This is a genomic window from Lysinibacillus sp. FSL K6-0102 (assembly GCF_038003545.1).
GTDB classification, from domain to species: domain Bacteria; phylum Bacillota; class Bacilli; order Bacillales_A; family Planococcaceae; genus Lysinibacillus; species Lysinibacillus capsici.
Genome location: NZ_JBBOPH010000001.1, coordinates 3,302,646 through 3,318,221, shown reverse-complemented (window position 1 = coordinate 3,318,221; position 15,576 = coordinate 3,302,646). Strand labels below are relative to the sequence as shown.

Annotated in this window: 18 protein-coding genes and 2 pseudogenes; 15 read left to right on the top strand and 5 right to left on the bottom strand. The window is 34.9% G+C overall.

What is annotated here, in order from left to right; genetic code table 11:
- Positions 1-153: 153 nt before the first annotated feature.
- On the top strand, positions 154-1,980 hold the full coding sequence (lepA, locus tag NYE73_RS16900; protein WP_004226914.1) for a translation elongation factor 4: 1,827 nt from the start codon (positions 154-156) through the stop codon (positions 1,978-1,980).
- Positions 1,981-2,089: 109 nt separating this feature from the next.
- Here lepA and NYE73_RS16895 read toward each other — a convergent pair whose 3' ends face one another.
- Positions 2,090-2,371 carry a tyrosine-type recombinase/integrase gene (locus NYE73_RS16895; protein ID WP_259948159.1) on the bottom strand — a complete coding sequence of 94 codons (282 nt, stop codon included), beginning with the start codon at positions 2,369-2,371 and terminating at the stop codon, positions 2,090-2,092.
- A 283-nt stretch (positions 2,372-2,654) separates the two neighbouring features.
- Here NYE73_RS16895 and NYE73_RS16890 point away from each other — a divergent pair, with 283 nt between their 5' ends.
- The gene (locus NYE73_RS16890; protein ID WP_259948156.1) at positions 2,655-3,128 is read left to right on the top strand and encodes a hypothetical protein; all 474 of its coding nucleotides are present in this window, start codon (positions 2,655-2,657) and stop codon (positions 3,126-3,128) included.
- A 144-nt stretch (positions 3,129-3,272) separates the two neighbouring features.
- On the opposite strand, the pseudogene NYE73_RS16885 reads toward NYE73_RS16890, so the two are convergent.
- Positions 3,273-3,386, bottom strand: a pseudogene (locus tag NYE73_RS16885) (type II toxin-antitoxin system HicB family antitoxin); the annotation flags it as partial.
- A 142-nt stretch (positions 3,387-3,528) separates the two neighbouring features.
- Here NYE73_RS16885 and NYE73_RS16880 point away from each other — a divergent pair.
- The 6 genes and pseudogenes from NYE73_RS16880 to NYE73_RS16855 all read left to right on the top strand — a co-directional run bounded on the left by NYE73_RS16880 (position 3,529) and on the right by NYE73_RS16855 (position 8,740).
- Positions 3,529-3,870, top strand: coding sequence for a DUF2834 domain-containing protein (locus NYE73_RS16880; protein WP_259948153.1), 342 nt, complete (start codon positions 3,529-3,531; stop codon positions 3,868-3,870).
- Positions 3,871-4,003: 133 nt separating this feature from the next.
- The gene (locus tag NYE73_RS16875) at positions 4,004-4,624 is read left to right on the top strand and encodes an AAA family ATPase (protein ID WP_036076269.1); all 621 of its coding nucleotides are present in this window, start codon (positions 4,004-4,006) and stop codon (positions 4,622-4,624) included.
- A 328-nt stretch (positions 4,625-4,952) separates the two neighbouring features.
- Positions 4,953-5,669: a hypothetical protein gene (locus NYE73_RS16870; RefSeq protein ID WP_048392161.1), complete on the top strand. Its 717-nt coding sequence runs from the start codon at positions 4,953-4,955 to the stop codon at positions 5,667-5,669.
- Between the two features lie 857 nt (positions 5,670-6,526).
- Positions 6,527-6,764: pseudogene (locus tag NYE73_RS16865) on the top strand (hypothetical protein).
- 507 nt (positions 6,765-7,271) lie between these two features.
- A complete protein-coding gene (locus NYE73_RS16860) occupies positions 7,272-7,661 on the top strand; it encodes a tautomerase family protein (RefSeq protein ID WP_259948149.1) in 390 nt (129 codons plus the stop codon).
- A gap of 215 nt (positions 7,662-7,876) precedes the next feature.
- Complete coding sequence (locus NYE73_RS16855) at positions 7,877-8,740, top strand: GH25 family lysozyme (RefSeq protein WP_259948147.1); 864 nt, start codon at positions 7,877-7,879, stop codon at positions 8,738-8,740.
- Positions 8,741-8,871: 131 nt separating this feature from the next.
- Here NYE73_RS16855 and NYE73_RS16850 read toward each other — a convergent pair whose 3' ends face one another.
- The 3 genes from NYE73_RS16850 to NYE73_RS16840 all read right to left on the bottom strand — a co-directional run bounded on the left by NYE73_RS16850 (position 8,872) and on the right by NYE73_RS16840 (position 10,257).
- Positions 8,872-9,006, bottom strand: a complete 135-nt coding sequence (locus tag NYE73_RS16850; RefSeq protein WP_004226973.1) for a hypothetical protein — start codon at positions 9,004-9,006, stop codon at positions 8,872-8,874.
- Between the two features lie 356 nt (positions 9,007-9,362).
- Complete coding sequence (locus NYE73_RS16845; RefSeq protein ID WP_048392163.1) at positions 9,363-9,908, bottom strand: GNAT family N-acetyltransferase; 546 nt, start codon at positions 9,906-9,908, stop codon at positions 9,363-9,365.
- A 13-nt stretch (positions 9,909-9,921) separates the two neighbouring features.
- Entirely contained in the window at positions 9,922-10,257 is a 336-nt protein-coding gene (locus NYE73_RS16840; protein WP_036076274.1) for a hypothetical protein, read from the bottom strand.
- 149 nt (positions 10,258-10,406) lie between these two features.
- On the opposite strand from NYE73_RS16840, the gene NYE73_RS16835 reads away from it, so the two are divergent.
- The 7 genes from NYE73_RS16835 to NYE73_RS16805 all read left to right on the top strand — a co-directional run bounded on the left by NYE73_RS16835 (position 10,407) and on the right by NYE73_RS16805 (position 15,564).
- Positions 10,407-11,159, top strand: coding sequence for an SMI1/KNR4 family protein (locus tag NYE73_RS16835; RefSeq protein WP_259948144.1), 753 nt, complete (start codon positions 10,407-10,409; stop codon positions 11,157-11,159).
- A 58-nt stretch (positions 11,160-11,217) separates the two neighbouring features.
- On the top strand, positions 11,218-11,556 hold the full coding sequence (locus NYE73_RS16830; protein ID WP_054550083.1) for a cupin domain-containing protein: 339 nt from the start codon (positions 11,218-11,220) through the stop codon (positions 11,554-11,556).
- An 86-nt stretch (positions 11,557-11,642) separates the two neighbouring features.
- Positions 11,643-12,326: a VOC family protein gene (locus NYE73_RS16825; RefSeq protein ID WP_036076277.1), complete on the top strand. Its 684-nt coding sequence runs from the start codon at positions 11,643-11,645 to the stop codon at positions 12,324-12,326.
- A gap of 69 nt (positions 12,327-12,395) precedes the next feature.
- Entirely contained in the window at positions 12,396-12,788 is a 393-nt protein-coding gene (locus NYE73_RS16820; protein WP_259948143.1) for a GNAT family N-acetyltransferase, read from the top strand.
- 18 nt (positions 12,789-12,806) lie between these two features.
- A complete protein-coding gene (locus NYE73_RS16815) occupies positions 12,807-13,796 on the top strand; it encodes a zinc-dependent alcohol dehydrogenase family protein (protein ID WP_259948141.1) in 990 nt (329 codons plus the stop codon).
- Positions 13,797-14,062: 266 nt separating this feature from the next.
- Positions 14,063-15,085, top strand: coding sequence for a DUF1835 domain-containing protein (locus NYE73_RS16810; protein ID WP_259948140.1), 1,023 nt, complete (start codon positions 14,063-14,065; stop codon positions 15,083-15,085).
- Positions 15,086-15,135: 50 nt separating this feature from the next.
- The gene (locus NYE73_RS16805; RefSeq protein WP_048392170.1) at positions 15,136-15,564 is read left to right on the top strand and encodes a GatB/YqeY domain-containing protein; all 429 of its coding nucleotides are present in this window, start codon (positions 15,136-15,138) and stop codon (positions 15,562-15,564) included.
- Positions 15,565-15,576 lie beyond the last annotated feature (12 nt).

Sequence of the window (15,576 nt, the reverse complement as noted above, 5' to 3'; positions counted from 1 at the left end):
TTTGTCTGCATTTATATACTTAATACTGTAAAATTTAAAAACGACATGAAACACTGAAAGTATTGATATTATAGGCTTTCAAGTCTAGTTGCTGTTGTACTTTGCGTTATGTTCATAGTATAATTCATTATAGTTTAATTAGGAGTGGAAAAGATGAACCGAGAAGCACGTTTAAAACGACAAGAGAATATACGAAATTTCTCTATTATTGCACATATTGACCATGGGAAATCAACGCTTGCTGACCGTATTTTAGAGCAAACAAAATCTTTAACTTCCCGTGAGATGAAGGCACAGCTCCTCGACTCAATGGATTTAGAGCGTGAGCGAGGCATTACAATTAAGTTAAATGCAGTTCAATTAAAGTACGAAGCAAAAGACGGCGAAGTGTATACATTTCATTTAATCGACACACCAGGACACGTCGATTTCACATATGAAGTATCACGTAGTTTAGCTGCTTGTGAGGGTGCCATATTAGTTGTGGACGCAGCACAAGGTATTGAAGCACAAACACTAGCAAATGTTTACTTAGCACTTGACAATGATTTAGAAATTTTACCTGTAATCAATAAAATTGATTTACCTGCAGCTGACCCTGAACGTGTACGTCAAGAAGTAGAAGACGTTATTGGATTAGATGCATCTGAAGCAGTATTAGCGTCTGCGAAAGCAGGTATTGGTATCGAGGATATTTTAGAGCAAATCGTAGAGAAGGTACCAGCGCCAACTGGTGATCCAGATGCACCACTACAAGCTTTAATTTTTGACTCTGTTTATGATGCTTATAAAGGTGTTATCATTTCGATTCGTGTCATCAATGGTACTGTCAAGCCTGGCGATAAAATTCGTATGATGGCAACAGGTGCGGAATTCGAAGTTATTGAAGTTGGGGTACATACACCAAAAGTTGTGCCACAGGCTGAGTTAACAGTGGGTGATGTAGGTTATTTAACCGCATCTATCAAAAATGTAGGGGACACACGTGTAGGGGATACTGTAACCTATGCAAATCGTCCTGCAGCTGAGCCATTAGCTGGTTATCGCCGTTTGAACCCAATGGTCTACTGTGGTTTGTATCCAATTGATACAGCCAAATACAACGATTTACGTGAAGCGTTAGAAAAGCTAGAGTTAAATGATTCTGCTCTACAATATGAGCCAGAGACATCGCAAGCACTTGGTTTTGGTTTCCGCTGTGGATTCTTAGGATTACTACATATGGAAATTATTCAGGAGCGTATTGAGCGTGAATTTAATATCGACTTAATTACAACAGCACCTTCCGTAATTTACAATGTTCATATGACAGATGGTACTGAGCTGAAAGTCGATAACCCTTCCTTTATGCCAGACCCGCAAAAAATCGATCGTGTCGAGGAACCATATGTGAAAGCAACAATCATGGTACCAAATGATTATGTGGGAGCGGTTATGGAACTTTGTCAAATGAAGCGTGGTAATTTCATGACGATGGATTATATTGATACATCGCGTGTAAGTATTATTTATGAAATGCCATTATCAGAAATTGTCTATGATTTCTTTGACTATTTAAAATCAAATACAAAGGGCTATGCATCATTTGACTATGAACTTATTGGTTACCAGCCATCGAAATTAGTGAAAATGGATATTTTATTAAATGGTGAGCAAGTCGATGCCCTAAGCTTTATCGTACACCGTGACTTTGCCTACGATCGAGGTAAAATCATCGTAGAAAAATTAAAAGAATTAATCCCACGCCAACAATTTGAAGTACCAATTCAAGCAGCAGTTGGACAAAAAATCGTGGCGCGTTCAACAATTAAAGCCATCCGTAAAAACGTATTAGCGAAATGTTATGGTGGAGATATTTCCCGTAAACGAAAACTTCTTGATAAACAAAAAGAAGGTAAAAAACGTATGAAACAAGTAGGCTCAGTCGAAGTCCCTCAAGAGGCATTCATGGCTGTGCTGAAGATGGATGATTCGAAGTAATATTGATATAACAGGGTTTATAGGGGTTTTTAATAATTGATTTTATATCAATTTGGTGGGGTTCCCCACCAATTCCCCACCATAAAAAAATAAGTTAGAAATTCTTTTCTTATATATCTTGAGCAAATGAGTCAAAGATGTTCGCAACATCTCTAGCCATTTTCTCAGTGAGGTGGACATAGCGATCTTCTGTTACAGTAGCTCGACTATGTCCTAATCTTTTTTGTACTGTTTTAACAGATGTACCATTTTCGATTAAAGTTGTAGCATGTGTGTGGCGTAAGGAATGATAGTTAAAACTAATATTTAACTTTTCGCTTATTTTTCTAGTATTATATTTAATTACACTTGGCGTACAATGTTCGCCATTTTTTTTTACATACATAATCATGTTCAGAATCCTTTTGATAAAACTTACTATATTTTAAACGACAGTCCTACTTAATAAAAATACTGATGTTATCGATACAGTATATAATCAAAAAGAAAAGAAATTGAAATGGTTAAAAAGCAATTGGCAGTACAAAGGAGATATAAAGTAAAAAAAGCACTACGGGAGATCCAGTATAAAGGTAATTCATATATAACATTACAACAATCCATGGTATAGTCACTGTGGATTGTTGTAATTTAGTTAATATAACTATTGCTAATAGTGTAAAGGGGTTTAAATTATGGCTTTATTAAAAGATTATAGTGATCAACCTAATTGTGAAGTTGAAATAAATTTAGTTTTAGTTAATGAATCTAGTGTGAAATTTAATATTCTATTTCGATCAGGTCATAGTTTTCCTGAAATAAGTTCTGAAATAGTTTGTATGAGAAGAGACTTTTTTAAATTATTAGAAGATCTAAGACAAATTGATACTAAACATCTAAGTATGTTAGAGGCCCATGATCCTGGTTTATGTATTTATCATATCCCACTATTTGGTTCTTATTATTACCCTGGACATGGTTTTCTTCAAGTACCTGAACATGAAAGAGACGAATGGGAACCTTATTATAGACTAATTTTTGTGTTAGATGCTGGGGAGAGAAATAATCATAGTGCATCAGAAACTGGGCCTGCACTATGTTTAAAAGTGAAAATGGAGCAAATTAACGAATTTGTAGAGACCCTAATATCAGAGGCAAATAGCTTTTGAGTTTATAATAAAAATCAATGTAGTAGGATATTTAACAAATAGAACATAATAAAGCCTTTAATATAAAAGTTGAATAATTTTTAATCAGTTACCAAAATAAAGACCAGGCGCTCATTTGAAAGTGAGTACCTGGTCTTTTTTTGTTTATTGTTCTTTTCTAATGATTCCTAAGCGTTCTTTTATGACGAACTGAAGTAATTGAGAGAAATTTATATTTTCATTTTCAGCAGCATCATTTAACCATTTAGGAATAGTTAAAAGACAATTGGTTGGAATGGTAAATGGAAATATTTATATTTATATTTAAATTATTTTTTATGAGGTATGATTAAACTGAAAGAGTTTAATTAAGAAGTATATTATTTGTGAAAATCATATAAAGAGGGGAAGTTTAATTTAAATGAGAAAAGTGTACTTGTTATTTGCGATTATCGGCACAGTATTCCCGTATTATTTTTTGGTGCAATTCTTGAACAAAAACGGATTTGATTTAGGGTTATTAGTAGATTTATTATTTGCAAACTCGATATCGACCTTCTTCGCTGTTGACTTTTTTATTTCATGCTTTGTTTTTATAATCTTTATGTTTAATGAGTCAAGAAAGTATAACGTTAAAGAAAAGTGGATATGTCTATTAACTTTGTTTACAGTTGGTTTATCGCTGGCATTACCGTTATTTTTGTTTTTCAGAGAGTCATACATAAAGAAAGAAGTGTTGTTAAACTCCAATGAAAGAACGTGAAAATCTTACATTTTCTATGGCGTTGTATTGATTTTGTGTTACATGGATGGCAAACGGAGCAGGTTAGTTTAACAACCGTAAATAATTCTACAGTCCTTATTTAGATAGAGATTACATTAATTAGGGGGAGAAAATGAGTGATTTTAGAGGGATAATCTTAGAAGGCTATTCGAATGCTGGAAAAACATCAGTCTTAAAAGCGTTGAAACAACTTCACGCAAGTGATGATGCCGAACGTAGTGTCATAGTTCTCAGTGAGCATTATTCGCAAGTATTACACAAAGTAAATGGTGAATTAAAGTCGTTAAGTCGAGAGGAACACTTACAAGTCTTAAGAGAAAGAGTCACGATGTTGAAAATGTTAAATAATTGGTCAAGAGAAATTGGACAAACTCAACGTTCAAAAGGCTTATTCTTTATTTTGGAAAGGTTTCATTTAAATCATCGAGTAGCATTTTCTCATTCAATATCAGATGAAATTAAGGAATTAGAAGCCCAGTTACTTGGAATGGGAGCAAGATGTACTTTGTTAACTGTATCACCAGAGAATTTAGAGGAAAGAATAAGTAGTAGAAATCCCAATGAATGGGAAGGGAAAACCATGCAAGAAAAGAAATTAGCGTGTGAATTATTATTAGACCAACAACAAGAGTATAGGAGTCAAGCTGAAAATTCAATCATACCTACAATTGAAATAAATACTGATAATAAAGATTGGGATTCCTACGCAAGACAGATTTACTTATTCAACTAACGGAATGCTTTAATTAAATACACCATAAAAGACCACTCCAAAATGGGTGGTCTTAAATTTTCCCCCATCAAACCTAAAGCAAGGCTGGGGAGCGGTCTAATATGAAGACTAATCATGCATTTCATATAAAAGAAACCTCATATAAAAAACGTTCAGTAACTTTTAATAATTGATTAAATATAAGTGATAGTCTTCCAAAAAATATAAATAGACCTAATTTGGAGAATTGGCTTTTATAATAAATGGAAATAGTTATCCAAATAAACTTTATTTGAGGTATTATTAAAAGAGTTCGAACAAAATTGAACTAGAGGGAGGAGTATGTAATATGAAAATACAAAGCGTTATTATAACAATTGTCGCACTTTTATTTGTAATTATTGCAGGGTGTAGTTCAGAGACAGAAGAAGAGTCTATGGGCGAAGTTGAAAAGGAAATTCATACGCAAGAACTAGTAGAGTCTATGTTCAGTGAGGACAGCCTGGAGGCAGCGAAAGAAAGAATAGAGGAACGGGGCGGCTCAGTTTATATGATTCCACCACCTGAGCATACTGCTATCGGAGAAAATCAATCAACTGTAGTAGAACTTAAAGAGTCGGACATTTTAGACGGAGAAGATTCTAGTTTTGAAAATTATGACAACGTAGGAGAAATACGTCTTGATACGTTAGAGCTGGACTCTACTTTTGAGGAGCAAGATACATATATAAATGTCATGCTTACAGAACTAGGAATGGAGAAAGCTTATTATGCAATGCGTAAAACTTTATTGTGGACAGCCGGTAATCCTCCAGATGGACTCGAAAAACATAGTGATGGCACTCTATCTTTTTATCTAAGTAAATACTCTGAGCTTATAAATTGTCACTTTCAGAGCGCTAACCCTGACGTGAAAGAAAAAATTATCAGAAACATGCAGAACGCTTATAAAAACAATACACCTATAATTGTCTATGGAGAATTTGAGGAGTTTCTAGACGAAGAAGGATACTCTGGCTATCGTCTTATCATACATCGAATAGGCTTTAAAGAGGTCATAAATTAATAAAAGAATTTGATAAAAATCTTGAATTATTCATGGAAATGATGTTTAGAAACCTGCCAATTAAGACCACTCTGTTGGGGGGCTTCGATGTTTTCTTCCACCTTCATGTCACAGTGTTCAGAGCCTACTAAGAGATAAAGAAAAATATAATGAGCATTTCTGCGAGCTTATGAAAATGGTAATCGGTAATATGATAAATGCATTTAAAGAATGAGGAACTTCGGAATAAAATTTGGTGCTTCCTTTGATTCCAAAAAAACCATTATTTAACTCTTCAAAATGGTATAATACATACACAACATAGTAATTAGTCATAATAATGCCCAGTTACTTGTTTTTAATTGAGTACTTGGGCATTTTTTGTTTTGGCTACTATCCTCTGCTTTTTTTTCAGATAGTTTACAGTGAATCTTTTCAAAGGTCTCGAATCTCCTACTTTTAATTAAGTTATTTTTCCTTACTTTTTTCTTTTTCAATTTTTCTAAATAATAAATAAACTATTGAAATTATCATATAAAGTATGACAAAATTTAGAAGTACGCTATTTTCACTTTTACTGGCTATATATACGTATAACCCTATTACCACCGCTAATATGAATGATTTGTATATTGAAATCATATTACTTCCACCTTTTCTCAATATTAGAAATAATTTTATAGTACTTTCATATAATTTTATATTAATATCCCTTAGTAATTGCAATCCCTTAAATTTTCAGAAAAATAAAATTGTTTGCAAAGTGCAATTTAAAGATTTTACGAAACGCTCCGTAGCTACTTGCTTTGAAATATGGAATTCAAAATCCCTAACAATACATTCATCTAGATTATTTCTATTATGTAGGAGTTTATGACATGACTATTAAATGGAACAGAGAAGAAATACTTTTCGATACTCTATATGAAGCTGACACCTGGGCAGATTCAATTGCAAATGAAATATATGGAAGAATTTATAACGGATATGATACACCAGATTACAAAATAGCCTATTCGCGCTTTTAGATTAGCTTCTATAAAAGAGTGTAGAGTTTATACAGAAAATAGTATTGAAGGTAGATATAAAGTTTGGGTCATTTTTGAAATTGAATAGTAAAGATGAGGTGCTCATTTAAAATTGAGTAGTTAATTTTTAGTAATTTAAGGTTCTTCCTTTTCATTTATTTAAATGTAGTGGTGTAGAAACTAACGAAGCAACAGTATGTCCTGAGCTTCTCTCACTCTCTCTTTCATTTCCTGGAGCTTTAAGGTATATAGGTACCCACAACTTCAAACGTTAGTTTGTCATCAACAATAATATATTTTATATCTATTTCTTTATCAGATTGGAACAACAGAATGTGTACTATTTGGATAACTGTTTCTACCTGAGCTTGCAACGTATTGCAGTTAATTATGGTCACAGTTAAGTAGAGTTATTATTTTGGAATTGTTGGTTTAAATAGTTCACATTTGTTTCATGAATAAATTGGGTGATTGTTTAAATGAAACCAAGCATAGAATTAGCTTGATGGTCATGTTGAAGAATTTTATAATATCGTTATAGAACAGTATTTGGTAGTTGAGTTTAGATTAGTAAGTCAAGAAAGGTGAGAGGTCGTTGGGACAAATTAAAATTTATGGTGTTAAGGGAAGGTTAAATCCCATTAAGGAAACATTATCGAATATTATCCATTCTTGTATGGTGGACGCACTTGAATATCCATTAGATAAGAAATTTCAGCGCTTTTTTCCTATGGACAAAGAGGATTTTTATTTTGCAAGTGAAAGAACTGAATCATATACAATAATAGAAATTAGTATGTTTGAAGGTAGAACGATTCAAGCTAAAAAACAATTAGTAAAGCTACTATTTGAACGCATAAATAACAAATTAAATATTTCACCTCAAGATGTTGAAATTACAATTTTTGAAACGCCTAAACATAATTGGGGAATAAGAGGGTTACCTGGGGATGAATTAGCACTTAATTACAAAGTAAATATTTGATATAAAGCCGCTATTTTTTTAGAGTGAATTCGACTATGTGAAATGTGCTCTGTCTTATTAATTATCTGACCACTAAAAATCGGTAAATGAAGAACCTATAAGGACTAAAATAATCTACATAACTTTATTTAATGAATGATTCTAAATAATGCGTGAAGCAATGGGTTTGTCGCTATTCATAATTTATTTGCTATTTTTAGGGAGGAGAAAATTGTATGAGTTATATCATAGACATTTCACATCATCAAGGAGATATTGATTGGTCTGAAGCGGTTAAAGATGTTGATTTGGCTATCATCCGCACACAATATGGTACAAGCACAATTGACCGTAAATACGTTCAAAATATAGAAGCATGTATTAAGTACAAGGTACCTTTTGGTGTTTATATTTATGTTACCTTTAAAAATGGTACTGAGGCATTGGAACAAGCAAAAGACTTCTATAACAGAGCAAAAAACTATAATCCGCTATTTTATGTTGTAGATATCGAAGAAAGCTTTGGTGCTAGTGTCCAAAATATCGTACAAGGCACACAGGTGTTTATTGATTATTTAAAAAGTAAGGCTGTAAAAGTCGGGCTATATACAGGCCATCATTTTTACAAACCTTATCTGATGGATACCGTTAAAAATTATGATTTCCTATGGATTCCTCGCTATAGTGGCTCTAGCTCACCTGGACTAAAGCCAAACTTTGCCTGTGACTTATGGCAGTACACAGACAAAGGGATTGTAGCAGGTATTAAAGGAACTGTAGATTTAAACCAATTAAATGGATCTAAGTCTTTATCCTGGTTCACAGATACTGATAAGAAGAAGGAAATATCATTGTCTCAGTATGAAGAATTAAAGAAAGAAAATAAACAACTAAAACAGGAACTTACTGAAATGAAAGAGTTATTAGTTGGGATAAAATCAAATGTTATGGTATCACCAGCACATAAAGAAGATTGGGAGTGGGCCATCGAAGAGGGAGTTATACGAGGCGATGGCAAGTGTATGAATCCTACAGATACACTCACAAGACAACAAATGGCAACGATGCTCAAACGGTTCTATGATAAATTTATTAAATAATAGCATTGTCTCGCCCATAAGTACCTGAGAACTAGCAGCAAAATATTTAGCCTAATATTGAGTGTATTCGTCATAAAAGGAATCACTATTTATAGTGATTCCTTTTATAGTGCGACCAACCTGTTTGAAGTTTAGTGAAACAATAGGAAAAACTTGGCTAATAAAAAAATGGGGACTCCTACAATTATTACGCCTGCAAAGAAATAACAAAACAACATAAAAACATCGAAAACCGCACCAGCTAAATCATCAATGAATTTTAACATTTCATTCCCCTCCAAACATAATAAGTATTAGCATTTATAATCTCTTTATTGCTTACCAATCATCATACTGATCTAAAGTCTTTTTTAGAGTCTTATCCCACATATCGAGAGTCCCGTAAATTGTTATTAGGATATTTTCACCAGATGGTAACACTTGAAAGCTAAGTGGAAATCATACTGAGTATTCATTGTAATTTGTCATACCCTAAACCACGAACCTTATGTGTAATTCCTATTAACACCCTGTAAATCATTTGGGAAAGTGTTTTATATTGTATGCATAAAGCATGTTATTGACTAAAGATTTGTTTTTTACATTGAGGTTCTTGTGTAATCTGATAGAGCATTTTTTACTTCTATATTCGAAATGGTAGTGTTCGTTTCCATATCATATGGTGACTATTTGCTCCCCAATAGTTTTCAAGGACAAAATCAGGCTGTCCAAATTTCTTCTGCCAGATCATTTGCGCTTGTTTATATCCACTATCTAAACAAAAACTAGGAACCCTTCGATTTTCTAACGTTAGGAGCATTTTCTGTAGTAGCATGGTGCCGATCCCACGATTTTGATAGTTAGGATGAACAAAAACGGTACCGATTTCTAGACAATTGAATAGTTCCTCTTTGATCGTTTGTTGAATGATTTCGTTGGCTGCACCGCATTCGATAGTGCCTATTATGTCATTGGTTTCATCATTTAAAGCTAACCAGAAAAATCTTTTTTTGCCCTGGCTTTCTAAGTCCATTGCTACATACTGTTTTTTCGTTTCCCATTCATCCTGTTGATCGTCCACTAGCTCGGCAATTCCTTCTTTTTTATAAGTATCCCGAATGACAAGATCAAAGAATTCGTGTAACGCCTGGATGTCCGACTGTTCTGGACGTCTAATAAGTAATTTCATGATTGCTTGCTCCTTATAATGGATGTCGTTGGTGATTTAGTAAGGATCGAGCTCGTTGCACATCCACATCTAGTAAGTCATTTATATCTTGCTGTCCTGCGGTCAATCGATCAAGTGCCAGCTGTAACCAATGATCGGAGGCATCATATTTTTCAGCGTGCCATAGCAACTCTCCATAACAAATGGCAGCACGAATAAATGTGATATGGTCATTCAGCAGATTTGCCAAATGGGTGGCTTGTTTGAGACATGCTTCCCCTTGTTTTACCTTGCCATAATCTAAATAGCGAAGTGCTTTCAAAAATTCCGTGTTGGCTTGCTGTATTATCTGTTCATTCGTATGTTGCATGACAGATCGCTCCCATCCGTTATTTTTGTTCACGTTATGCATACTACCAGTCTATTTTAATGATTATAACATGTTCCCCTTATTTGGTTAATGATGGGGTATGTTAAAATGCAAGAAAGACACTTGGTCATCAAAAGGAGAGAATTCCATTGAAAGATTTAGAAAAGAAACTCGATGCAGTATTACAGCAAATGCGTGATTTTATTGATGAGCTTCAGGAGCGGGAGTCAGCCTATCCCATGGTTTTTTATCATCAATCAGAAGAGGATATTAGCCAATTTGTGGATGGTGGGTGGTCATTGCCAGCAGAGTATGTTTATTTTTTGAGACATTATGTTGTTGAAAGGGTTACATGGGCTACAGGTGATTATATTAATCTAAATATCTATGGCGCAAGAGATTTAATACGTGGGCAGGAGGGCTATAATTATAATCCAGTGACAGATGAGATGATTGAGGATTGGCCACATGATTATTTAGTCATTGCCACAGATGAAGGCGATCCCTATTGTCTGGATCTATCAAGAGGTGATACGGCTGTTTTTACCGCTCCCCATGGGACAGGCAATTGGCATTTTTCAATGGCTTATGACAATTTAATTTTGTTCCTTGAAAGTGTACTGATTCCACCTAGTTTAGAAGAAATGTTGCCTGAAGAAAGTTCTGTAGCGTACTATGAACTAACTATTACTGGGGAAGGAAAATATAAACTAAAGACATTATTGTTGCTAAAAAAATTATTATCTTATGATTATTCACAAGCGAGAAAGGCTTTAGAACAGCCCCCGCTAGTAATTTATAGGGGAGTTGAAGCAGGTGCCTTAAAGTTAGAAGCTGAGTTACAGGCTATCCGTGCAGATTTTCAAAAAAGGAAAATTAGCTTAGCTGAATTTATTGGATGAGGGAAGTTAACAAGAATGATGGATATCCCTCCTCTAAAGCAGGGAAGGAAGTGTAAGGATGAAAATTAACAAAGCATTAGCACAACATTATCAATGGGGAGCACAGTGTGATGGCTGGCATCTTGTACAAAATAGGGAGCTTAGTGTGATACATGAGCGGATGCCTGCTCAAACAGCTGAGGTAAATCATTATCACCATCATGCACAGCAGTTTTTCTTTGTTCTTTCAGGCACAGCTACAATAGAACTGAATGACCAAAGAATTGAGTTAAAGCAACATGAGGGAATTGAAGTACCTCCAAATTTACCACATCAAATGCGAAACGATTCACAAGAAGATGTAGAATTCCTCGTAATATCGCAGCCAAATAGCAGGGGAGATCGAGAGCTTCTCTAACTATACGAAAGTAAACTTCATTCTTTTGCATGAAGCCATTCTAATCAGCTACTTGTATAGTAGGGAGTGTAAAGGGGTGCTTAAAGATGAAGATTACGAAGGTAAAATTATATGTTCATGATATGCAAAAAATGGAGCAATTTTATGTTGATTTGTTAGGTTTTACTTTGTTAGAAAGAACAGCTGACTATTTTACAATAGCCGTGGGAGAAAGCAGGATGACATTTGAAAAGATGCCTTCTAAAATGCCAAAGCAGTATCATTTTGCATTAAATATTCCTAGTAACTTATTTCAACAGGCAAAGATTTGGGCAGAAGAGCATGTAGGCTTGCTGGATTCAGAGGGGCAGGATGAAGTCTATTTTGAGTTTTTAAAAGCATATGCATGCTATTTCTACGATCCAGAAGGCAATATAGTAGAGCTTATTGCAAGACAGGAAATAAATCCGAAACATGCTGAAGTTAATTTTTCTGTAGAGCAAGTGTTACATATTGGAGAAATCAATTTAACGTCAGATGACATTCAAACAATTGCTGAAAAATTAAAGAAGTATGCTATAAACCCTATAGCAAACAAGGAAATTCAACTGGATGGCCTTAATTTTCTAGGAAACTATGAAGACGGAGCCAATATCCTATTAGGACCGAGTGGACGTCTGTGGTATTTTTCTGATAAGAAAGCAGTTATCAGCCCGATTAGTATTGAAATAGACGAAGCTTTACAATTAAATATGGATGAAGAAGGGCAATTAAAGCTTCTGCAACTCTAACATCATAAACTTATTGTTGATTAAATATATGTTATTTTGTATATTTATTCAAAATAAGGAGGGTGTTATATGTATATAATCAAAGAAACAAATCCGACGATAGACTCGTATAAAGCATTGCACCAAACAACTGGCTGGAATGCAAAAGGGCAGTATACGTATGAACAATTATACAAGGCTATTTGTAATAGCTGGTTCAGTACATCTATATATGATGAAGGCAATCTAATTGGCTATGGACGTATTATCTCTGATGGTATCTATCAAACATTTATCTGTGATGTGATGGTGCATCCTGATTATCAACGAAAAGGAGTTGGCACAATGGTGATGGATGCTCTTTTAGAGCAATGTCAGAAAGAAAATATAAAATGGGTTCAATTATTTTGTGCCAAAGGTAAACAACCTTTCTATCAGAAGCTTGGATTTAAGGAACGTATGATGTTGTTCTATACAGAATGAATAAAGGAGCTAGAATCGTTGAAAGCAAAATGCCTAAAAATTTATGAATTTGGAAATCCGCAAGAGGTTGTAAGGCTAGAGAATAAAACAATCGAGCCTCCTCAAGGTCAAGAAATTCTTGTTCGCATGCTAGCCAGACCGATTAATCCCTCAGATTTAATACCAATATGGGGGAAATATGCTCATAGAATCACTTTACCAACTATCCCTGGCTATGAGGGAGTAGGAATAATAGAAGCTGTTGGACCGCTTGTTTCACCAAAGATTATTGGTCAGCGCGTATTACCGTTACGGGGAGAGGGAACTTGGCAGGAAGTAGTGAAAACGCAAGCAGATTTTGCAGTGACTATTCCTGACACGATGAATGATTTTACAGCAGCACAAATGTATATTAATCCAATTACAGCCTTCGTAACATGCTCAGAGGTACTTAATTTACAATCAAACGATGTCTTATTAGTAAATGCTTGTGGCTCTGCCATTGGACATCTCTATGCTCAACTTGCGAAATTGCTAGGCTATCAACTTATTGCTGTGACACGAAGTAATCAGCATACTGAAGAATTACTGCAACTTGGTGCAGCTTTTGTCATTGATACCTCTAATATGCCACTTTACGAAACCGTTATGGCATTAACAAATGGTAGGGGAGCAGATGCAGCAATTGATTCGATTGGTGGAGAGGCTGGCAATCAGCTTGCCTTCTGCGTAAAGCCCGAGGGTATTTTTTTAGCTATTGGTCTTTTATCGGGTATTCAGGTAAATTGGACAAACATTGTGAAGGAAGCAAAGGTACAAGCGAGGATGTTTCATTTACGCCATTGGCAACGTCAGACGTCAATTGAAAAATGGCAACAAACGATGCAACAACTTATACACCTTGTACAGGATGGCTCCTTAAAAATGATGAATGTACATGCTCGTTTTCCATTATTGGATATCCATAAGGCAATCGATGCTGTTGAGGGAACTAAAAAAGGAAAAGTATTTTTAACGAATGTTGATTAAATAACATACTACCGTCGTAGTTGAGCTACTACGTGTAGTATGTTTTTTTATAGGGACATGAGTGTTTTTAGCTCTGGAGAATATAGTTCATACATTGTCCTGCTCCAAAAAGTGAGCAAGTCGCTCAAAAGAAGTGAGCCTCCGCCCAGATTAAAGAATTCACTAGCAATAGTAGTAACATATCTTTAAAACTAACTAAATTAGTAATTTGAGGTAATAAAGAGGTATGATAAGGTTAGGTGTTTTTAAATAAAGGAGTACAGATGATGGAGAAGATCAACCAACTAAAACAGTCAATACAACGATTGAGTGAAGCTGATGCGAAGTCGATGCTTCTTTTAACTTTAATAAATGAACAGTCAAGAGATAGCATGTTACAGTTTTTATTACAGCAAGCTGAGGAGCGGGATGCTTCAACGGTACAAACAGTGCATATTGTATTCGGTCATTCACCTGGGGGGAGCTTGAAAGCAGCCTTTCGTAATCCTGACTATGCTAAGTCCGAGGAGATTATTGTTGTGCCAGGTAATTTTTCTGTTGGTCCTTTAAAAGATGTACATACAAGGGACGGAATTGAAGCTCGTTTTCAATGGTTGGAACAGCGCTATCTAATAGAAGATGATGGATTGATCATATGTGAGCGGGAGATGAAGGAAGCAATAGAGAAAATTAAAAATATCCCCCCTCATCAGGATATACTGATTTGGACTTGTCAAAATGCTCATGAGCAAATAGGGCTTCGACTCGTTTTGGCGATGCTCGAACAGAAAACAAATGATATCTATGTATTAGATACTTTTCAGTTATTTCATGAGTTATATACTTTACCACAGTTAGCAGAGGATCATTATCCAAGATCGACTGGAGAGGTCAGCACAGAGGATTTACTTTACTTTTATGAACATTTCCAAAGATGGCCATTAAAAGAAGCATTGAGGCACTCCCTATGCAAAGAAGGGCTAAATCTGTTAATGGATGATTACGATTGCATACATACATGGAAATATCATGAACTTTGGGGAAATAATAATGAGGATAGAGAGGATGACTTGATCATTACCTGTGCTAAACGTTTACAGGAAGAACAAGAGGAAATTCATTACGAAGTTGCAGCTAGGTTAATTGGAGAGGTACTGGGGCATATGGAAGAATTGAGAGAGGCTGAATGGATCGACTATCGTCTGCGTCAATTAATTCAGCAAGGCATTTTTTCTTATGAAGGTGAGTTAAAGGGAATATTACACTATAAAGTAAAGTTAGCAGATGCAACGAACTATAATCCTTCATGATTTTTATGATATAATTTTTTTGATATAGACGGTTAGAAGGAGTGAGATCATTGTTAAAAACAGAAGTATTTGAACAATTAAAAACGGCAATGAGAGAAAAAGATACGTTAGCGAAGGGTGTATTATCTCTTTTAAAGTCAGCATTAGATTCAGCTGAAAAAGAAAAGGGAGAGGCTTTAACAGCTGACGAAGAAATAGCTATTATTAATCGAGAGGTCAAACAAACAAATCAGGCTTTAGAAGGTGCACAAACGGCTGGGCGAGCAGACCTGATTGAAAAAGAGGAAGCCAAATTGACACTTTTGAGATCCTTTTTACCAAAGCAATTATCAGAAGAAGAAATTGCAGAGAAATTAGTGGCAGCGGGTGTTGGAAAAGGAATGAACATGGGAGAAGCCATGAAAATTGCAAAACCATTGCTGACAGGTCAGGCTGAAGGTGCCGTTATTTCAAAAGTTGTGAAAAATATTATTGCCTAAACTTTTACCATT